This is a genomic window from Pareuzebyella sediminis (genome assembly GCF_008367235.1).
GTDB lineage: Bacteria > Bacteroidota > Bacteroidia > Flavobacteriales > Flavobacteriaceae > Pareuzebyella > Pareuzebyella sediminis.
This window is the reverse complement of record NZ_VTZS01000007.1, coordinates 83276-104979: the sequence shown is the minus strand read 5'-3', so window position 1 is coordinate 104979 and position 21704 is coordinate 83276. Positions and strand designations below refer to the sequence as shown.

The window sequence follows — 21704 nt, the reverse complement described above, 5'->3', positions numbered from 1 at the left end:
TCCTGAAAAGGGCCCAAAAAAACCCTTAAACGCCCAGGGAAAACATCTCATCGATCACTCTCAAACTCCCAAAGCGGGTGCAAATATAAGAGGGTTTTTCTGTTTCCACAAACCCAAGTAGTTTTTTTTTGATAATCTTAAGAAAATATTATATAATATGTTGATAATCAGTAAATAAAACAATTGAAAAAAATAGAAATAACTACAACAGCCTATCTATCCTAGATACGGCTTCTCACAAAACAAATTCAAAAAGTATACTCAAAAATCTAAGTGCGAGATAATTAAGCCTGATTAATGGGAAAATTAAATGAATCGACTCCTTTGATTTCCTGTTTAGGTACTTGATTAAAATTCCACAACATTCAAAAATCCGAGCTGAAAAATCAGGAGAAAAAATTCCAAACCAGCCCAAAGCGAATTACGAAATCGCGATAGGGATAATGTGGTGCAGCATAAAAATTATTGGTTTTGCCGAACGATGAATTGAAATGCTCAGCCTTCAAATATATTCGGGTCTGCTGTATCTTGGCATTGATAAAAAAATCAAGCATAGGATATGCACCTAGCTTTTCCAAATCCTGAAGATAAAATTCGCCCAATAAGGGATTATAGGCATCCATGTAATAAGCGGTAAAATACTTCAAGGTCACTCCGGTCTGTAAGAACATGGCTTTCTTGAACACGTCAGAAGAGAAATATAAGGTATTACGGGTAACCAATTGCGGCAGGTTAAGTACCTGATTTGTTTGGGATACATTTTGATACATCACCGTATTGTTCAGGGCAAAACTGCCGAGCCTAAACTCCTTGTTATATTTGATCTTGGCATGATTCAATATGCTACTTGCCTGAAAGGGCTTAATGGATGCATTTTCTTCCCCTTCACCGATTGTAATTTCCGGGTCAGGCGCAAAATAGCTGTAATTATCGATAGCGGTATATTCAAGTGAGAGTTTGCCCCAGTGGTCTGAGTCAAACTCAATGGATGCCCCATAGACCTTTTCCTTTTCAAAGGAATTTAGATTAAACCAATTGTAATTTTCATAATCACTTTGATACAGCAAAAAATTAAAATCCGGCATTCTAGACGAAGTATAAGCGGAGGCTCCTATCTTATGATGGTCATTTAACCTATAACTTGCCGATGCATTCATTAGGTTGCCGGTCAGTTCACCCGTAATGTTGTACTTCACATCACCCTTGAGTTGAAACCCCTTTATCGTTTTTTCGTATTGCGCACCGACAACAATCTCGTCGCCCTTAAGCTGATTGGGGATCTGCTGGCCATCTGAAGTAATGAGCAAACTATTAAAGTAATAATTATAATTATAAAGGGCCAAGCTACCGGTCAACCGACCTAGGGTCGCATTGTAAAATTGGGCGTTGAACTCATTGAACATGGTTTTCAGTCTCGCTTTGTCCTTAATGGGAGAAACAAGCACACCTCCTAAAAAAGTGTTCGGGGTATTTTGGTCAAAGGTGTAATACTTTGTTTCGTAGTTGAAACGATGTCCGATACCTAAGGAGGTCTTCTCTAGATTACCTGAATCTTTTTCTTTTCTCAGGAACTTATACAAATGATCTAAATAATACCGTTTTCCTAATATTTTATTACTGGCGTTGTTAAATCGAACGTCGATTTTAACCCTATTCGAGAAGTCGGGGTCGCCCGATTCAAATTGGGCCTCTTCGTTGACCAACCCTCCATTTTGTTCGGTTTCTATGTCTTGGGCGGCGATATGGGCCCTTAAACTATACCTTCCGTTCTGTGTTACGTAATTTGTAGTAGTTCTAAAATTACCAGACTCAGCTTGGTTGTATTGATACTTCCCTAATGATCTAAAGCCCTTATAGGCTATCGAAAAATTCAAACGTTTAGAAGTATTGAAGGCTAAGGTCGCATCAAGCAACTGGCCCTGCTCGAACGTCGTTTTGAAAAAGAGGTCCGACATTGGGGTTGCCACATTGTAATAATCGATGTCTTCAACCTCCATATAATTATAATGGAGTGCTCTTGCTCCCAAGGACGGGTACATTACTTGCCTCTTCAAGTCTACCCCCAATTTGTTGTAAGGTTGACCCACATTGGCAAAGGGCATTAATTCAAAATCGTCACGTCTTAAGTAATTGTATTTATATTCTTTTTGAATGGTAAGCGTAGTATCTAAATACGTCGTATCCCTTTGAAAGGAAATGATCTTATAATCTTCGATCGTGACTTTTATAGAATTTGTATCTTTCAAACTCGGAGGTATCCGCCGTTCCCTATTTCTTAAATCCGAATTATCTTGGGCGTAAAAGTTCAGGTAGGTAAAATTCAATAAAAGGATGAAAAGAAAATATTTCATGTAGGCATTTTACGGCCGTAAAGTTAATTTTTTTAGTTGGTAATTAAATGTGAAAGTTTCCCAAGCGCAAAATGCAGGCTATTTGATATTTAATTCATTATATGTATGTTGCTACACCAATATTATCAGTAATCGGCCGACCATGTTAAAATCTTACTTTCGCAAACCCAATGTTGAGGCCGGCACCGACGAAGCCGGTAGGGGCTGCTTGGCTGGCCCTGTAACAGCGGCAGCACTCATACTTCCAGAGCAATTTACCAACGAATTGTTGAACGATTCGAAACTTCTCACACCCAACAACCGTACTTTTTTAAGGCCAATAATCGAGAAATCCTGCACTTGCTTTGCGGTTGCCCATGTTTTTCCGGAAGAAATAGATTCGATCAACATATTGAATGCGTCCTTTTTGGCTATGCACAAGGCTATCGAAAAACTGAACACAAATCCAGAATTCATTATTGTCGATGGTAACAGGTTTCGACCCTTTCCAAATATTCCACATGAATGTATAGTTAAGGGTGATGGCAAATATCTGAGTATTGCAGCGGCTTCAGTGCTGGCTAAGACCTACCGTGACGACTACATGGAGAAGTTACATGAAGAATTTCCCATGTACAACTGGAAAAAAAATAAGGGTTATCCCACGAAAGAACATCGGGAAGCCATTAGGGCGAATGGAATTACAAAATATCACCGGAAGAGTTTTCGGTTATTGCCCGAACAATTAAAACTCCCGTTCTAGAATTTTTCTTACGATCGAAAGAACATGCAATGTTACCAACGACACAAGATACCGCCCCATCTATACAAATTTCAATTCCAAAATACACATGTCAGCTTTCAGAAAGACGTTTTTCCTTTAGTTTTGATGTTAATCTCTGGGTTTTTTTACACATTAACTCGTACCATTACGTTTTTGGACGGGCCAAGGTTACCCCTCCAACCCATTAGAAATTTATTTAAGGTGCCAAATTATTATGAAGATGGAAAGAATTAAACGATCATTACAATGGATACTTCCCATATTTTGCTTATTTGTCGGTTTACAGGAAGTGAACGGGCAATTTCTGAAAAAACTGGGCAAAAGAGCCGAAAAGGCAGCAGAAAGAACCGTCGAGCGTAGGGTAGAGAAAGAAACGACGGAGAAAACAGATCAAGTACTTGACAGTATTCTTGAACCAGGCTCAAAGGGCGGCAAGGAAGCAAAAAGCCCGGCACCGAACAACAAACCCGTTGAGAATACGAAGGTCGGCGGCTCTGAAACCAGTAAAAATTCAGGGGCCGCTAATATTCCAAATTCGTCGGCAGGGGCAGGAAAAAAGGAAATAGCCATTTATAGTAAGTTTGACTTTGTACCCGGAGATAAACTGCTATTCTTCGAAGATTTTTCGGATGAATTCGTTGGTGATTTTCCATCAAAATGGAATACCAACGCAGGCGGCGAAGTAGTTTCCGTCAATACTTCCCAAGAAAAGTGGTTGGAACTTATATCAGGATATAATATTTATTTTATTCCCGATGTACCTGCACTACCCGATGAATACACTATCGAATTCGATATATTGACCCAAGGCGTTGATAGTAAAACCTCTTCAACCGCCATACTCAGAATAGATCTGAGCGATGACGATAAGTTCAAGGAAGGTGAAAACTTTGTACAGGCAAGTATACCTTTTTGTCAATATAGCGCCATCGGAATCACCATGGAAAACAGGATAAACTCCAAAAGGGAAATTTACAGCGTGGTCAAGGCCGATTTGAGGGACGAAATTCTCAATACACCCCACATCTCGATAGCCGTAAACAAGCAGAGGTTCAGGTTATGGGTGAACGAAGAAAAACACATCGACATTCCACGAATTGTTCCGGAAGGAGAAGTTTTAAAAACACTGAAATTCCACATGAACAATTTTAAGGATGGTAAGGAGAGGGTCTTTATTACCAATCTTAAAGTGGCCGAAGGAGGGGTCGACCTGAGAAGAAAATTACTTAGCGACGGAAAAATTTCGACCAACGGTATTCTTTTCAATAGCGGATCGGCCGATATAAAACCCCAGTCAATGGGAATCATACGTCAAATTTATCAGGTCATGCAACAAGACCAGAGCTTAAAACTAAAAATCGTAGGTCACACGGATGCGGACGGGGATGAGGCGGCGAACATGAAGCTATCCAAACAAAGGGCAGATGCCGTTAAAAATGCACTTGTGTCCGTCTATAAGATATCTTCGGATCGATTGGAAACTGAAGGGAAAGGAGAAACAGATCCTGTTGGTGACAACTCAAACCCAGAAGGTAAAAGTCAAAATCGCCGTGTGGAATTCATCTCACAATAATCAAAATAAATACTAAACATTACAAAACTATTCGCTATGCTATACAGAAACTTACTTTTCTTTACTGCTTTATTTACCATAGGTATTCTCTCTGCTCAAAACAATTGCAGTAAATACTATCCATTGGAAGAGGGTGCCAGTTTTCAATACACGATGTATGACAAAAAAGGAAAAGAAGATGGTAGCACGCTATATAAAATAACCGATGTTTCAAATTCGGGGAGCGACACCAATGCTACCATGCATATGGAGTTCATGGACAAAAAAGGCAAAGAGGTTTTTACCTCGGACTATACGTTCACATGCACTGGAAATGGAATAAAAATAGATTATAACTCCATTATGCCACAAAGCATGCTGGAACAGTTCAAAGATATGGAATATGACATCACCGGTACCGATATCGAATTGCCGAACGACTTAAGTGTTGGTCAAGACCTTAACGATGCCAATGTAAATATGTCGATCAGCATGGCTGGTATGAAAATGGACATGGAGGTCAACATGGTGGATCGCAAAGTGGAAAAAAAGGAAAGCGTCACCACCCCAGCCGGCACTTTTGATTGTTTTGTCATATCAGAGGTCACAGAATCAAAAACTATGGGGGCGACACAATCATTTCCAAGTCGTTTATGGTTGGCCGAAGGCGTCGGTATGGTCAAACAGGAAACCTATAAAAAAAGTGGAAGCTTGGTGAGCAGTGTAGAATTGACCAAATTTGATAAATAATCTCAATCAATTGGGCGGTTCTCCTTTTGCAAGCTTATTTCGGCTCCGAAAAGAGACTCAAAATGCTTTAAAAGCTTTTGCTTCACCTTTTCTAAATTTACTTCTGGTTTTCCTAACTCCACATTTAAAGAGGTAACTGCTTTGTCTTTTATGCCACAAGGTACCATCATATCAAAATAGCCCAAATCGGTATTCACATTGAGGGCAAAACCGTGCATGGTAACCCATCGGCTGGCACGTACCCCCATGGCACATATCTTTCGGGCAAACGGGGTTCCGACGTCTAGCCATACGCCGGTCTCCCCTTTCGAACGTTGACCCTTAAGTCCGTATTCGGCCAACGTCAAAATAACCATCTCCTCTAAAAGCCTGAGGTATTTATGAATATCGGTAAAGAAATTGTCAAGATCCAAAATCGGATAACCGACTATTTGGCCTGGGCCATGGTAGGTAATGTCGCCCCCCCGGTTAATTTTGTAAAACTTGGCCCCTTTTTCGTTCAGCACGGCTTGATCGACCAAAAGATTGCCTGCATTTCCGCTTTTGCCCAAGGTAAAGACATGGGGGTGTTCTACGAATAGGAAGTGGTTAGGCGTAGGGATTGCTGTTCCTTCCCTTCGGTTCTTTATTTTTAAATCGACGATTTCCTTAAAAAGAACTTCTTGATAGTCCCAAGTTTCTTTGTAATCCTTAAGGCCTAAGTCTTGTAGATCAACTTTTCTATTCATTAGGACAAAGGTAAGACCTTTCCGCTTTTAAACGAATTACCTCATAGTACAAATCAGCAATTTAACCTCGCTGGAAAAGTGTCGAAGGGATCCTCTAATTCGGATTGTTCAATATGACCAAAGCTGCAATAACGCCAGGCACCCATCCACAGAAAGTAAGTAACAAAACGATCAGAAAAGATCCACAACCTTTACCTAGAACTGCCAATGGCGGAAAAATTATAGCAAGTAAAACTCTGATAAAACTCATTGAAAACGTGATTTTTTTTGATTGATGACCGCTTCTTTCCTACGGTTATAATTATTTGACGTTAAAAACCTTATTTTGTTACGTCTAAACAAAAAAATGCAAACCAAGACGACAAAATTACGTACATCACAATATGAAACGACTTAAGTTCCCTTCAATAGTTGCCCTAATTATTTTCTCAACAGTGGTGTTCCCTACAGCGTGCAGCAAGAAGACCTTATTGCCCAAGGCATCTTATGGCGACGTAACCGCAAATGATCAGGAGAAGGAAAAAATTGAAACAAACACCCTTACCTACTTGGCCTTGGGCGACAGCTATACCATAGGGGCCAGCGTTCCTCTAGCGGATAACTTCCCATCACAACTCCGCAATACCTTGACGAAAGATCTTAACAAGGACATTTCCCTTGAAATCATTGCCACTTCGGGTTGGCGCACCGATAACTTGATCGATGCCATTGAAAACACGGAAACCGACCCTCCTTATACCATTGTAACTTTATTAATCGGAGTAAATAACCAATATCAAGGGGCTCCTTTCTCGAAATACAAATCGGAATTCGTTGAGCTTCTCGAAAAAGCATTAGTCTTAGCCGGTGGAAATACGGAACATCTGTTTGTAATTTCCATTCCTGATTGGGCATACACTCCTTTCGGACAAGAATTCGACGCCGATAAGACTTCCAAAGAAATAGACCAATACAATGCCTACGCCAAAAACATGGCCGACCAATTTGATATTACTTTTATTGATATTACAGATATTACAAGAAGAGGTCTTGAAGAAAAAGAATTGGTAGCCTCGGACGGTTTGCACCCCTCCGTATTGGCCTATACCCTATTTGTTGAACGAATGGCTCCAATAATAAGTTATCAATTGAAAAATTAGGCTATTGTACCTATATTTGCTAGCTTAATTTATACGCACATGCAACTTTCGGAACAAGAAATCGTAAGAAGGGAAAAACTGACCAAATTACGTGACATGGGTATCGATCCGTATCCAGCCGCACTATACCCTGTAAATACAACGGCCCGTGATATCAAGAACAATTATGAAGAGGGCAAGAAAGTAATTCTTTCCGGTCGATTGATGTCCCGACGTATTCAAGGCAAAGCTTCCTTTGCCGAGCTGCAGGATAGTACGGGCAGGATTCAGGTCTATTTTAACCGAGATGAAATTTGCCCTGGGGAAGATAAGACCCTATACAACGATGTGTATAAAAAACTCCTCGACATTGGCGACATCATAGGGGTCGAAGGAACGCTGTTTACCACCAAAGTTGGAGAAAAAACGGTAATGGTTAAAAATTATAGTATACTGAGCAAGGCCTTACGACCCTTGCCATTGCCGAAAAAAGACGCCGAAGGCCATATTTTTGATGAATTCAACGACCCCGAACAGCGGTATCGCCAACGTTATGTTGATTTGGTCGTCAACCCAAAAGTCAAGGAAACCTTTATAAAACGCACAAAAATCACGAACAGTATCCGTGAATTTTACAATGAGCGAGGCTACCTCGAGGTAGAGACCCCCATTCTTCAACCCATACCCGGTGGTGCCGCTGCGCGTCCGTTTTTGACCCATCATAATGCACTCAACATCCCGCTCTACCTTCGTATTGCCAATGAATTGTACCTTAAAAGATTAATCGTTGGTGGCTTTGATGGGGTGTACGAGTTCTCAAAAGATTTTCGTAACGAAGGCATGGACCGCACGCACAATCCGGAATTTACCGTCATGGAACTCTACGTGGCCTATAAAGATTACCACTGGATGATGCAGACGACCGAAGCCCTCATGGAGAAGGTCGCTGTAGATGCAACGGGGAGCACCAAGGTCACAGTCGGAAAACATGAAATTGAATTCAAGGCCCCTTATCCCAGAGTTCCCATTTTAGAGGCCATAAAAATACATACGGGTTTCGATGTCTCTGAAATGGACGAAGAGCAATTACGTGAAACGGCCGTCAAGCTAGGTATAGAAGTAGACCAGACCATGGGCGTCGGAAAGTTGATCGACGAAATATTCGGTGAAAAATGTGAGCATCATTATGTGCAACCGACATTCATTACCGATTACCCTAAAGAAATGAGCCCTCTGACAAAGGCCCATCGGGAGAACCCTGCCTTGACTGAACGTTTTGAGCTTATGGTCAACGGCAAAGAGTTGGCCAATGCCTATTCGGAGCTAAATGACCCTATAGATCAGCGTGAGCGGTTCGAAGAGCAGCTCAAACTCTCTGAAAAAGGAGACGACGAAGCCATGTTCATCGACCAAGACTTTCTTCGCGCCCTTGAATACGGTATGCCACCTACTTCGGGAATCGGTATAGGTATCGATCGTTTAGTGATGTTGATGACCAACAATGCATCGATCCAAGAAGTATTGTTTTTCCCCCAAATGAGACCTGAAAAAAAGAAGGTCGAATTGACCGAAGAAGAAAAGTCCATCGTGGACTTGCTGAAGCCCCAAGGCAACATGGCACTTGAAGCACTCAAAAATCAGGCCTCACTTAGTGGAAAAAAATGGGATAAATCAATGAAGTCCCTTTCAAAAAATGGGCTGATCAAAGTTGTGGTTGAAGGCTCCGAAAAACGGGTCGAATTAAAAGAATGATATTTTATCCCCTATAGTTTTAGAAATACCAACACTTTTCGATAGGCCAAAAGCCAAATAAATTTTAACAAACTACTGGCTACAAAGCCGTTATGGCAAAAAAAGTATTGACCAGGGTCAAAATCTTACTTGCTTTACTCTTAGAATGCCTTTAGATTTGTTTGGAATGGAGTATCGAAAAAATTGATATAACGCTTAAAAGATCTTTAGTCTACTTATTTAATGTATAAATCCGCCGAAATCGGCATAGTTCTAAATTTACTATTCAAGTTAGAATTTTAGTCCCCAAATGGTTAAACACCAATCATGAAGCCCTCAACTTCACCAATGAGGTAACCTTTACCAGACAGAAATTCAGTAAAAGTTCCCCCTTGAATAGTGAATTTTAATCCAACTCAAATTTTCTTATATTTAGTAAGGGAAGGCATTCCCTTTAAAAAGTGAAAAAGAAATGCTTTGAGGTATTTCTTTTTTATGAATTAATAACATTTTGAATCTTGTACGTACAAGTCAAAAATTCTATTTTTGAATTCAGTTCGAGTAAAACATGAAGATCAATTTTCACATTAAGTCCCGCTATCTAAAGTTGGTGTTTTTCGCCTTTATTATATCGGGTTGTACATCGACCGGGGAAAAAGTCGATTTCAGCACCCAAATAAAACCCATTCTCAATACTAAATGTATTACCTGTCACGGGGGTGTCAAAAAAAGTGGGGGATTCGGGCTTCTTTTCAAGGAAGATGCCTTTACCGAAACCGAGTCGGGGAAACCGGCTATTATTCCGGGTAACGCATCTGGCAGTGAGATGATCAAAAGACTACATGAAGAGGATCCGGAATTACGCATGCCCTACGAAAAGGCCAAACTTTCCGATGAAGAAATAGATCTGCTGACCCGCTGGGTCGATCAGGGTGCGGAATGGGGCGAACACTGGGCCTATTCCCTACCTGAAAAGGTAGACGTGCCTACCTTCGCCCAAAAAGCGAGCTTAGGGCCCGAAAACGAAAATGGCTTCTTAAAAAACCAAATCGATAATTTCGTCCTTGCCCGAATGGATGCCGAAGCCTTGGAACCCAATGCACCTGCCGATAAAAATGTTATCGCCCGGAGGGTAGCCCTTGACCTTGTCGGTCTGCCCCCTACCCCACAGCTTTTACAAAATTTCGAGTCTGGAACGATATCTTATGAAGCCATGGTCGATAGCCTGTTGGCCCAGAAGACCTATGGTGAAAAGTGGGCGACTTGGTGGCTCGATTTGGCCCGATATGCCGACTCCAAGGGCTATGAAAAAGACATGGAACGATCCATTTGGAAATATCGCGATTGGGTCATAAATGCCTTCAATGAAGATATGCCCTATGATCGCTTCACAATAGAACAACTGGCAGGTGATCTGCTACCCGAATCTTCTACCGACCAGCTGATTGCCACCGCGTTTCACCGAAATACCATGAACAATGATGAAGGTGGTACGGATGACGAGGAATTCCGTGTGGCGACGGTCATCGACCGTATCAATACTACGTTTTCAGTATGGCAGAGCACTACCATGGAATGCGTTCAATGCCACAGTCATCCCTATGATCCCTTCCGGCATAAGGAGTACTACGAATTGATGGCCTTTTTCAATAATTCAAGAGATGAGGATACTCCCAGCGAATCTCCCCTTTTGAAATTCTTCACCCCGGAGCAGCAAAAAGAGGTGGACAAGGTAATCGAATGGGCGACCCGATTCGGAAGTGACCAATTGGCACGTACTTACAAAGATTTCATGCAGTTCACTGAACCGGTCTATAAATCGCATTTCTTTAAGGACTTCAAGAGCAGTGTATATGACGACCATGCCTCTGTAGTTTTTTGGGACAACGGGAGTTGCATAATCGAAAATGCCTATACCAATGAAGCTAGCTATGTCTTGCTGAACTATCGATCGCATTATAACGGCACAAAGATGACCATAAGGGCCAATGACGGTCAAGGCCCCATTCTAGGGGAATTCACCATCAATAAGACCAAAGGGAATATCACAGCACAATTCCCGATCAAAAAAATTGATGAAAAGACCGATCTTTACATTGAGACCCAAAACAATGCGGTCGCCAAAGAAATTAATATCCTTAATTTATATTGGGTCGGTTTTGTTCCAGACTTGCCCGCACGAGACCAACCAGGTTGGTCGGATGCCAATGCAGCATTTTTAGAGGCTCTGAACGCCAACACGGAGACCGTTCCTATTATGGCCGAAAATCCCAAATTCATGAAGCGCACCACGCAACTCTTTGACCGTGGAAGTTGGTTATCTAAGACGGATACCGTGATGCCGGGAACCCCTGAAAGCTTAAATACTTGGAATACCGATTGGCCCGATAATAGATTGGGGCTTTCCCGATGGATCGTGGATAAGAGAAACCCTTTGACTGCTCGTACCTTGGTCAACCGGGTGTGGCACCAAATATTCGGAAGGGGCATTGTCGCTACACTGGAAGATATCGGCTCACAATCAGAGCCTCCCTCACACCCTGAATTGCTCGACTGGCTGTCCCTTCGTTTTATGAACGAACACGGTTGGAGTATAAAAGCCTTGGTTAAAGATATTGTCATGTCGGGCACGTATCGTCAGAGCTCCGAAAGCACTCCCGAAATGTACCGCCTAGACCCAAACAACGAACTTTTGGCAAGAGGGCCCAGAATAAGATTGGGTGCAGAGCAGATAAGGGATCAGGCCCTGGCCGTATCAGGATTACTCAGTGACAAAATGTACGGACCAGGGGTTATGCCTCCTCAACCCGATGGGGTTTGGCAAACCGTATATAACGGCTCTAAATGGGTCGAGAGCAAAGGTGAGGATCGCTACCGCAGGGGTATTTATACCTATTTGAAACGCACCAGTCCATATCCTTCTTTTCTGACCTTTGACGCCGGAAGCCGTGAGGTATGTATGATTCGTAGAACGGTGACCAATACCCCGTTACAGGCCTTGGTTACCTTGAACGATCCCGTTTACCTCGAGGCATCCTACCAATTAGCGAAAAACACTCGGGAAAAGGATAATGTTGGAAGAAGTATTGCCAAGGCCTACAGAATGGCTACATTGAGCGATATCGAACCCGAAACCTTATCGGCCCTCATGGAACTCTATCAGAACTCTTTGGCAGAATTCAATAGTAACAAGGAAGCTTCAAAACTTTTCCTGAAGTTTGATAATCAGCCCACTGCAGAACTGAGCGCATTGACCATCGTGGCCAACGCTATAATGAACTTGGACGAGTTTCTAACAAAAGCTTAAAATCTGGATACAGCAACGAATCTAAAAGTACAGTTGGTCCCAGAAAAAAATTAGAAAAGTGAAAGATAAAATAGAAAGACTTATACAGGAAAAACTGGTCCGTGAGGCCGAAGTGAATACCCGTAGGCATTTTATTAAGAGCTGCGCCCAAGGAATGGGGGGTATCGCCCTCAGCTCCATATTTATGGGTTGTGACCCCCTTGGCAAGCCTAAGACCAATTCGTCGATGGGTTTTTCCGAGAGGGATCTTAACCCTTTAGCGACCCTATCCCCGCCATATGCACCCAAAGTAAAGTCGGTCATATATCTTCACATGGCAGGAGCTCCCTCGCAGCTTGAAATGTTCGATTACAAGCCCCAGCTCCAAAAATATGATGGGCAAGATTGTCCACAATCGTTGCTCGAGGGAAAAAAATTCGCGTTCATAAAGGGTACCCCGAAATTATTGGGGCCCCAAGCTGAATTCAAACAAGAAGGCGAGTCGGGAAACTGGGTATCCAATTTCCTCCCACATTTTAAAAAAGTGGTAGACGAAGTAGCTTTTTTAAAGGCCGTGAACACCGACCAATTCAATCATGGACCCGCTCAACTGTTCATGCATACAGGCAGCCCTAGACTTGGACGGCCTAGTATTGGGGCATGGGCAACCTACGGTTTAGGGTCTGAAAACCAAAACCTTCCCGGTTTCGTTGTACTCACCTCCGGTGGCAACTCCCCTGATGCGGGAAAAAGTGTGTGGGGCAGTGGCTTTCTTCCTTCGGTATACCAAGGAGTACAATGTCGCTCTAAAGGTGACCCGGTACTTTACATCGAAGATCCCGAAGGCATTACGCGAGATCTGAAAAAAAATACCATTAAGACAATCAACGAAATTAACAAGAAAGAGTACGCCAAATATGCAGATCCCGAAATCTTGGCCCGTATTAACCAATACGAAATGGCCTATCGTATGCAGATTGCGGTTCCCGAGGTTATGAACATCAACAGCGAACCAGAGCATATTAAACAGATGTACGGGGTCGAACCAGGAAAGGAATCTTTTGCGAACAATTGCCTTTTGGCGCGAAAACTGGTCGAAGATGGTGTTCGCTTTGTACAGCTATTCGACTGGGGTTGGGATACCCACGGAAATATAAGGGAGGGCTCTATTGATTTGGGGCTACGCAACAAATGTAGGGAAATAGACCGTCCTATAACCGCTTTGATCCTTGACCTAAAACAAAGAGGACTATTAGACGATACCCTCATCGTTTGGGGTGGGGAGTTCGGCCGAACCCCAATGCAGGAGAACCGTGGAAATAAAAAGATGGCCTATAAAGGGCGTGATCATCATGGAGATGCCTTTACCATGTGGATGGCCGGTGGCGGCATTAAGAAAGGGGCCTCATTTGGACAAACCGATGATATTGGTTTCTCCGCTGTTGAAGGTCGTGTATCGGTGCATGATGTGCACGCGACTATCTTGCACCTTCTCGGTTTCGACCATGAACAGTTTACGTATGAATTTCAGGGAAGAAATTTCCGTCTCACCGACGTTGAAGGAGAGATTATTAAAGAAATTTTAGCCTGACCCTGTTAAGCCCATTCCATTACAAAAACTCAAAAACAACCATTTTATATCCGACCCAACGACAATGAGAATTTCTTTTCTAATCCTACTAATTTCTTCGCTGACTTCATTTTCCCAAGAAGATAAAAAAGTACTATTTTTCCAAACCGATTGGGGAAGGACCATATCGTGGGACGCCTTCTGCGAACGGACCAAAGCATCAGGTTATGATGGGGTGGAGACTTGGTTCCCCACCAGTGAAAAAGATCAAAAAGAGCTTAAGGACGCTCTCCAAAAACATGGGCTACTGGTCGGTTTTCTCAACGGTACGGACAAATCGCTGCCTTTTGAGGAAAGCCTGAGAATCTATTCTAAGAATTTTACCAAGTTACTGGCTTGGAAACCAGCCTATATCAATTGCCATACCGGTAGCGATTTTTTCACCTTTGAACAGAACAGGGCATTTATCAAAGCCGCAAACGATATCTCAAAGGAAGAGGGTATTCCCAACTACCATGAAACACATCGCGGAAGGTTCAGTTTCAATCTACCCGATACCGAAACATATCTTGCAGAGATACCTGACCTGAAACTGAACCTTGATATCAGCCATTGGATGGTAGTACACGAATCGTTGTTACAAAAGCAAGATAGACGGTTGCAAGAAGTTATCGCCCGTACCCATCATATTCATGCTCGAGTAGGTCATCCTGAAGGTCCACAGGTCAATGATCCAGAAGCACCGGAATGGGAAAGGGCCGTGGAACGCCATTTGGACATTTGGGAAAATATCATCCGCAATAAATGGAAGACCGACTCTGTGTTTACAATCACCACGGAATTTGGCCCGGCAGATTATATGCCGACACTTCCCTATACCAGACAGCCGGTAAGCGACCAATGGAAAGCCAATACCTTTATTATGCAGCGACTCAAAGAACGTTTGAATATTGAATAAACCTATAGAATTATGGACGTTCTAAAACAACTCTTGGGCAGACTGCACCCCTTGGTCGTACATCTACCTATAGGATTCATCATTCTCGGGCTGCTGCTTCAATGGTACGATCGAAAAACCAAGCATCATAATGCCGTAATCTCACTGATCTATTTGTGGGCAGGCACTTTTGCCATATTGGCCTGTATAACGGGTTACTTACAATATATGGGCGAAGGTTATAGTTTCGATACTGTTAAATGGCACTTATGGGCAGGCATTGCTACTGCCATTTTTTCCTTCGTAATGTATTATAAAGTGAAGGGGTCAAAGGCCTTCGCACCTATTTCAAAAATCCCGATGGGGATTCTCAGCTTTATCTTTCTATTCTTGATTTCCTTTACCGGCCACCTTGGCGGAAACATCACCCATGGAGAGGACTATCTAATAGAACCCTTGCCCAATTCCGTTAGGTCGGCATTGGGTTTCGATACCTATGAAGATAAGGAAATCGCCCTCAACGAAGATAATTGGTCAGAAAGCCTTATTTACGAAGATGTGGTCGCACCTATTTTGAACAATAGATGTGTTAGTTGCCATAACCCGAAAAAAAACAAGGGAGAACTACTTCTGGATTCCGCGGAGGGAATGCTCAAAGGAGGAGAGAGTGGCGAAACCCTTTTAGCCCAGAATGCCGAAAAAAGTGAGTTGTTCAAACGAATGAACCTGCCTGTATCAGACGAGGACCACATGCCCCCTGAAGAAAAGACCCAACCTAGCAAGGAAGAATTACTGCTGATCGGTGCTTGGCTGGATGCTGGCCATCCATTTGAGGGAACTATAGGCGAAGCCGGCATGGCAAAAGAGCTGTTCGAACCCTTTTTTCCAAAAAAGCATGATTTCGATTATCCTGACATCGAAGTTGCCGAAGCGCCCATTGATAGCATCAATGTAATCAAGAAAAATAACATTCATGTCGATAGAATAAGCAAGGGCACAAATTTTCTGACGGTCTCCTGCATCAATGATCCATCGTTTACCGATGCAGATTTTGAATTACTGCAGCCCATCGCCCAACAGATAGCAGTGCTGGACCTGGGGGGAACCCAAGTCACCGATGCCATATTCGAAAAGTTGGCTATACTTCCTCATCTGACCGTACTCAAAATAGACAATACCCAAGTTACAGGAACGAATATCGGTTTGTTGGCCCCTTCGAACTATCTCAAATTGATAAACCTGACAGCCACGAAGTTCCAAAAGGTTCATTTGAATGCGTTGGAACAATTTAAGGCATTAAAAAAGGTCTACCTATACCGCACAGGTATCGATGCAAGTGGTGTCAAAACTCTTAATAACGGTCAAATTATCATCGACTATGGTGATTATCAGCTTCCCCCTATTCCAGCGGACACCATTATATATTGATTACATTGGCAACCAGATTGACCTTTTCGAACTTTCAAAACCAAAAGAAATACGCTAGCTTAGGGGTTAATAATCGACCTATATGAACTTAAGTGGCAAATGGGGCTTATTTCTAGGCCCGATTCTCTTTTTAATAGTACTGAATTTACCTTTTGAAATGGTTTCCGAAAAAGGAGATACGGTTATAGCCGTAGCCCTTTGGATGATCATTTGGTGGATTACCGAAGCCGTATCGATTTCCGTCACTGCCTTACTTCCACTTTTACTCTTTCCGCTTTTAAAAATCATGGAAATCGATGAAGTCGGCGCTAATTATGGAAGTCCGATTATTTTCTTGTTCTTTGGAGGTTTTGTATTGGCACTCGCCCTTGAAAAGGTAAACTTACATAAACGTATTGCCCTCAATATTATAAAGGTCACAGGAACCACCCCGAACAGAGTAGTGCTAGGCTTTATGATAGCTACCGCATCTCTCAGCATGTGGATTAGTAATACCGCAACCACGGTAGTTATGTTGCCGATAGCCATGTCGGTCATAGGTTTACTCATCAACGACGAAGATGGATTCACAAAGAGCGACAAGAACTTCGCCTTGAGCGTAATGTTGGGCATAGCCTTTTCGGCAAACGCAGGAGGTGTTGCTACCGTTATCGGAACACCCCCGAACTCTGTGATGATAGGGTTGTTGGAGAATGAGTACGGTATTGAGATATCCTTCGTCAAATGGATGGTTATTGGAGTACCCTTTTCCGCTCTGATGATCTGGATAAGTTATCTGGTATTGGTAAAATGGATGTTTCCTAACACCCAGGTTAAGTTTACGGCCTCAAAGGAAATCATTGGTCAAGAACTTAAAAAATTAGGCCCTTTGAGTGGGAAGGAAAAAATGGTGCTTGTCATATTCGTCGTAACTGTATTTCTTTGGATTTTCCGAACGGTGATCAATGGTATTTTTCCTGATCTGAAATTAAACGATACCATGATCAGTATGTTAGCGGCCATTGCCACCTTCTCTATACCATATAACCTCAAAAAAGGAGATTTTATAATTGATTGGAAGGATACCCAAAAATTGGCTTGGGGAATTCTGATCTTGTTTGGCGGAGGGCTTGCCTTGGCTAAGGGAATGTCGGTCAGCGGTATTGTCGACATGGTCTCCTTGGCCATTGCAAATAGCAATATCAGTATCCTATTTACGGCGGTACTTCTAATCACCTTGATGCTTTTTATGACCGAACTTATGAGTAACGTCGCTTTGATCGCCGTTTTAGCACCAGTTGTAGCGGGCATAGCCATAGGACTGGATCTACCTATATTGTACTTATTGATTCCAGTAACGATTGCAAGCAGTTGTGCCTTTATGTTGCCCATGGCCACCCCTCCCAATGCCATTGTATTCGCAAGTGGTTATATCAAAGTCAGTGAAATGGCTCGCGTGGGCATTATACTAAACTGCATAGCCATTTTGATTTTAGTGCTCATGTTTAAGTTTGTTATTCCTTTAATTTTCTGAACACCAACAAAAAAAGCCCTGTACATTGACAGGGCAAAACTGGTATTCGAACATCTACTATATTTAATGTCGTATAAAGGGGTCAAACCCTTCAGGTAGAAAATCTTTAGTATTGAAATCCAATTCGCAGGTATCGTTTTCATCGATGAAATTGAAAGCCTCTACCTCAGTTGGAAAACTATAGGGGTCAAATCCCTTAGGCAAATTGACTGTTGAATCAAAGGTAAGTTTCGTCTCCACTTCTATAAAATCAATGGCACTAAGGTCTACAAATATTTTATAGGGATCGAAACCCTCCGGTAGATAGTCGGCCGTATCGAAACCCAGGTCGAATTCAGTATCGTCTTCCTCTATAAACTCCACTGAATTGATAATGGAAATATCCTTTTCTGTTTTTGGATTGTTCGCAAAAACTCCATTTGCGATAAAAAAAGCCATTACAGCACTTAATCTTAAAATGTTTTTTCTCATAACGATTGTAGGTTAACAACCCGTTCCCGAAAAATTACGCTCAGGACGTGTTACATTGGTTGAGCCTATATAACGCCATAATATCATATTATTGCTTACCATCATACCTTCTAATTTTCCGAAATTCGCCGAAAACAACAAATATGCAACGAGAAGCGACTAATGCTAACAACCTCCTATTTTTATGGCATTACAATTGGTAAATCAACATTTTAACCCGCTAATTTTTATGTAGGCTAATTGTTCTTTTATTACGCAATGCGAATACAAATAAATAAAGCCGTTGCTATACAACGGCTTTATACCCGACTAATTCAGATAATCAAAACTGACAATCCTCTATATAAGACCTCAAAAAGGTTGAAATGTTACACTTCACCAATATTATTTAAAATGAACGCCTAAAAAATGGGGCTTCCATTTCGTTCAAATACCCATCAAAAAAAGACAATGAATCCTCATCACATCGACAAACGACAAAAAAAATCGATTAAATGCGATTTCAAACCACATTTTTTAGATGTTTGACCACACAATCGGCCAACTAGACAACAAAGGTTATTCTCGTGACCGTATCTTTCATACTTTAGTAAACGAATCGAAAATCATCCCCCATGTCACAAAGATTTAAAAGTTCACTGTACCTAGCCGCTTTTATTCTAGCTTCTTTAATCTACTACAGCGAGACCCATACCGAACAAAATCCCCAAACAGTAGATATGGTGTCATCTAACGTTGATCAAATTTCCAGTATAAACGGTATAGAATAACAATATTTTTTTAGAACCACCTACTTATTAATAGGCAGAGACTGATAGTCTTTGCCTTTTTTTATGCTTCACTAGTACGTTTCAAAGCTGTTAATAATTTAATAAAATATTACTTGTGGTTAAACCCGAATCATTTTAAATCGTCAAAGTATAGAATTCAAAATAATAGAAACATGAAAAAAGTAATAGTAGTACTCATGGTCATGTTAAGCGCAACGACCTTTGCTCAAAAAGGCGAAAAGTACCGTCGCGGTGACATGCGACAGATGACCGCAACACAAATGGCCACTTTAAAAACCAAGAAAATGGCTTTGGCTTTAGACTTGACCAAAGAGCAACAAGCAAAAATACAGGCTCTTAATCTAGAAAACGCCACGCAATTGACCGAAAGAATAGCGGAAAGGAAGGCAAGGAGGAATAGTGGTGAAATGCATAAACCAAGTGCAGATGAGCGATTCGAAAGAGAAAATCAACACTTGGACAGAATGATCGCCCAAAAAGGAAAAATGAAAAAAATTCTTTCGGATGAACAATATGTACGATGGGAAAAAATGGTACGTAGAAATGCAACACATCGGAAAGGAAAAAGAGACCATCGCAGTGCAAGAAGATAATTTAGGTTAGAGTTATTTTATTTTCTTCAGGCCGTTCATCTCATGAACGGCTTTTTTTATTGGAGTAATTCTTATCTTTAAGCGAATACTTAAACCCACGGACGTAGCTCTCGTTTAAAATATCGGTATGAAAAATATATTGGTCGCCATAGACTTTGAAAACAATGAAAAACTGTTGCTAGATTATGCGGCGGAAATAGCTACTAAATTCGGTTCAAAAGTATGGCTGATCCATATTGCGGAACCTGAACCTGACTTTGTGGGTTATGAGGTGGGCCCACAATATATTAGGGATACCCTCGCTGAAGAACTAAGGGAAGAACACCGACAACTCCAAGATTATGCTATGGGCCTTACCAAAAAAGAAATCGAAGCCGACGGGTTACTTGTTCAAGGGGCAACGGTAGAAATGATTATGGCCGAATCGGAGAAATTAAATATTGATTTGATTATTTTAGGCCACCATGAGCATAGTTTTTTATACAAAGTATTCTTAGGGAGTGTTTCAACCGAAATCGTCAAAAAGTCAAAAATACCCGTACTTATTGTACCTCTAATTGAATAGTATGGTCAACATAAAAAATGTACACTGCCTAGTTTTCAGATGGTCTAATACATGAAAAGCAAAAGATTTCTTTGGATATTGATTTTTAGCCTATTCCCGCAATTATCTTCGGCTCAAAATTACTTGGGCGACTTCAGTTCAAGCGCAGATATAGGCCCGGTAAAACACAAGGGGCTGACTTTATATAATTCAAAGGACCAAATCTATCGTTTATCGGGTTCAGGGAGTAATATTTGGTTCGACAAGGATGAGTTTCATTTTACCTATAAAAAGCTTAGCGGAAATTTTATACTACGCACCCGGGCCAAGTTTATCGGCGAAGGGGTCGATCCACATCGCAAGTTAGGTTGGATGGTGCGAACGACCACCGAACCCAGTGCGGCCATGGTTTGCGCCACCGTTCATGGCGATGGTCTTACTTCCATTCAATACCGTAAAAAGGAGGGAACACATATCGAAGAGGTAAAGTGCCCTATCAATGCCCCCGACATCATTCAATTGGAAAGACGGGGCCGAAGTTTTTTTATGAGCGTGGCGACCTACGGTAATCCTTTTTGGACAGTGGAGATACCTGATTTCGATTTTCCGGTCGAAATGTTGGCAGGTTTATTCGTTTGCTCGCACAACGCCGATATAGTAGAGAAAGCCGAGTTCGCAAACGTTCGTATCGTCATTCCACCCGATACCAAATTCACGCCCTACAACGATTATATCGGTAGCCATCTTGAGATTATGGAAATACAGACGGGGGCAAGAAAAATCCTGTATTCGGCTCCGAATTCAATTCAAGCTCCCAACTGGACCCCAGACAATAAAACCTTAATATTTAATAGCGAAGGTTTAATATACCGTTTCGACCTTTCCGATAATAAAATCGATGTTCTTCCGACAGATTTTGCCAATCGCAACAATAATGACCACGTGCTCTCATTCGACGGGACCATGCTTGGTATTAGCAGCTCTAGTGGGGAGGCCCAATATGGATCGATCGTTTACACCGTTCCGGTGAATGGGGGCATTCCTAAACGAATAACCCCTTTAGGACCAAGCTATTTACACGGCTGGTCACCCGACGGAAAATGGTTGACCTATACGGGCAGAAGAAATGACAAATACAATATTTACAAAATTCTATCGAACGGTAAGGGGGATGAAATAAAACTAACAGACCAGCCCACTCTTGATGATGGTTCAGAATACACCCCTAATGGAAAATTCATTTACTTCAATTCTGCCAGAACCGGATCCATGGAACTCTGGCGTATGCTTCCCGATGGTAGTCATCAGGAACAGTTGACCGATGACGAACTTCAAAATTGGTTTCCCCACATTTCCCCTGATGGGAAATGGGTGGTCTTTCTTTCTTACCTTCCTGAAGTCGATGCCCAAGACCATCCCTTCTATAAGCAAGTATATTTAAGAAAAATACCCCTAGATGGGGGCCGCCCAAAAGTTGTAGCCTATCTTTACGGAGGACAGGGATCCATAAATGTACCTAGTTGGTCACCCGACAGCAGATACATCGCTTTTATCAGTAATTCTAAAATTGACTAAATA

17 protein-coding genes are annotated in these 21704 nt (G+C 41.9%); 13 read left to right on the top strand and 4 right to left on the bottom strand.

Features of this window, described 5'->3' with window-relative positions; translation table 11 throughout:
* Nucleotides 1-386: 386 nt before the first annotated feature.
* Entirely contained in the window at nucleotides 387-2351 is a 1965-nt protein-coding gene (locus F2B13_RS19735) for a putative porin (protein WP_149277604.1), read from the bottom strand.
* A 142-nt stretch (nucleotides 2352-2493) separates the two neighbouring features.
* On the opposite strand from F2B13_RS19735, the gene F2B13_RS19730 reads away from it, so the two are divergent.
* The 3 genes from F2B13_RS19730 to F2B13_RS19720 all read left to right on the top strand — a co-directional run bounded on the left by F2B13_RS19730 (nucleotide 2494) and on the right by F2B13_RS19720 (nucleotide 5416).
* Entirely contained in the window at nucleotides 2494-3093 is a 600-nt protein-coding gene (locus F2B13_RS19730; RefSeq protein ID WP_149277605.1) for a ribonuclease HII, read from the top strand.
* Nucleotides 3094-3334: 241 nt separating this feature from the next.
* On the top strand, nucleotides 3335-4687 hold the full coding sequence (locus tag F2B13_RS19725; protein ID WP_149277606.1) for an OmpA family protein: 1353 nt from the start codon (nucleotides 3335-3337) through the stop codon (nucleotides 4685-4687).
* A 36-nt stretch (nucleotides 4688-4723) separates the two neighbouring features.
* Nucleotides 4724-5416, top strand: a complete 693-nt coding sequence (locus F2B13_RS19720; RefSeq protein ID WP_149277607.1) for a TapB family protein — start codon at nucleotides 4724-4726, stop codon at nucleotides 5414-5416.
* A 2-nt stretch (nucleotides 5417-5418) separates the two neighbouring features.
* On the opposite strand, the gene lipB is transcribed toward F2B13_RS19720, so the two are convergent.
* Together lipB and F2B13_RS19710 are read right to left on the bottom strand one after the other, a co-directional pair.
* Nucleotides 5419-6144, bottom strand: a complete 726-nt coding sequence (lipB, locus tag F2B13_RS19715; RefSeq protein ID WP_149277608.1) for a lipoyl(octanoyl) transferase LipB — start codon at nucleotides 6142-6144, stop codon at nucleotides 5419-5421.
* A 94-nt stretch (nucleotides 6145-6238) separates the two neighbouring features.
* A complete protein-coding gene (locus F2B13_RS19710) occupies nucleotides 6239-6394 on the bottom strand; it encodes a YqaE/Pmp3 family membrane protein (protein WP_149277609.1) in 156 nt (51 codons plus the stop codon).
* Between the two features lie 133 nt (nucleotides 6395-6527).
* On the opposite strand from F2B13_RS19710, the gene F2B13_RS19705 reads away from it, so the two are divergent.
* The 7 genes from F2B13_RS19705 to F2B13_RS19675 all read left to right on the top strand — a co-directional run bounded on the left by F2B13_RS19705 (nucleotide 6528) and on the right by F2B13_RS19675 (nucleotide 17727).
* Nucleotides 6528-7283, top strand: coding sequence for an SGNH/GDSL hydrolase family protein (locus F2B13_RS19705; protein ID WP_232623081.1), 756 nt, complete (start codon nucleotides 6528-6530; stop codon nucleotides 7281-7283).
* A 39-nt stretch (nucleotides 7284-7322) separates the two neighbouring features.
* Entirely contained in the window at nucleotides 7323-9014 is a 1692-nt protein-coding gene (gene lysS / locus F2B13_RS19700) for a lysine--tRNA ligase (RefSeq protein WP_149304940.1), read from the top strand.
* A gap of 547 nt (nucleotides 9015-9561) precedes the next feature.
* Nucleotides 9562-12300, top strand: a complete 2739-nt coding sequence (locus F2B13_RS19695) for a PSD1 and planctomycete cytochrome C domain-containing protein (protein WP_149304939.1) — start codon at nucleotides 9562-9564, stop codon at nucleotides 12298-12300.
* Nucleotides 12301-12358: 58 nt separating this feature from the next.
* Nucleotides 12359-13870, top strand: a complete 1512-nt coding sequence (locus tag F2B13_RS19690; protein WP_149277612.1) for a DUF1501 domain-containing protein — start codon at nucleotides 12359-12361, stop codon at nucleotides 13868-13870.
* A 64-nt stretch (nucleotides 13871-13934) separates the two neighbouring features.
* Nucleotides 13935-14807, top strand: a complete 873-nt coding sequence (locus F2B13_RS19685; RefSeq protein WP_149304938.1) for a sugar phosphate isomerase/epimerase family protein — start codon at nucleotides 13935-13937, stop codon at nucleotides 14805-14807.
* 12 nt (nucleotides 14808-14819) lie between these two features.
* On the top strand, nucleotides 14820-16214 hold the full coding sequence (locus F2B13_RS19680) for a c-type cytochrome domain-containing protein (RefSeq protein WP_149304937.1): 1395 nt from the start codon (nucleotides 14820-14822) through the stop codon (nucleotides 16212-16214).
* Between the two features lie 82 nt (nucleotides 16215-16296).
* On the top strand, nucleotides 16297-17727 hold the full coding sequence (locus F2B13_RS19675; RefSeq protein WP_149277615.1) for an SLC13 family permease: 1431 nt from the start codon (nucleotides 16297-16299) through the stop codon (nucleotides 17725-17727).
* 63 nt (nucleotides 17728-17790) lie between these two features.
* Here F2B13_RS19675 and F2B13_RS19670 read toward each other — a convergent pair whose 3' ends face one another.
* Nucleotides 17791-18198: a hypothetical protein gene (locus tag F2B13_RS19670; RefSeq protein ID WP_149304936.1), complete on the bottom strand. Its 408-nt coding sequence runs from the start codon at nucleotides 18196-18198 to the stop codon at nucleotides 17791-17793.
* A gap of 943 nt (nucleotides 18199-19141) precedes the next feature.
* On the opposite strand from F2B13_RS19670, the gene F2B13_RS19665 reads away from it, so the two are divergent.
* The 3 genes from F2B13_RS19665 to F2B13_RS19655 all read left to right on the top strand — a co-directional run bounded on the left by F2B13_RS19665 (nucleotide 19142) and on the right by F2B13_RS19655 (nucleotide 21701).
* Complete coding sequence (locus F2B13_RS19665; protein ID WP_149304935.1) at nucleotides 19142-19582, top strand: hypothetical protein; 441 nt, start codon at nucleotides 19142-19144, stop codon at nucleotides 19580-19582.
* Between the two features lie 127 nt (nucleotides 19583-19709).
* On the top strand, nucleotides 19710-20147 hold the full coding sequence (locus F2B13_RS19660; RefSeq protein WP_149277618.1) for a universal stress protein: 438 nt from the start codon (nucleotides 19710-19712) through the stop codon (nucleotides 20145-20147).
* A 51-nt stretch (nucleotides 20148-20198) separates the two neighbouring features.
* Nucleotides 20199-21701, top strand: coding sequence for a TolB family protein (locus tag F2B13_RS19655; RefSeq protein WP_149304934.1), 1503 nt, complete (start codon nucleotides 20199-20201; stop codon nucleotides 21699-21701).
* The last annotated feature ends 3 nt before the right edge of the window (nucleotides 21702-21704 follow it).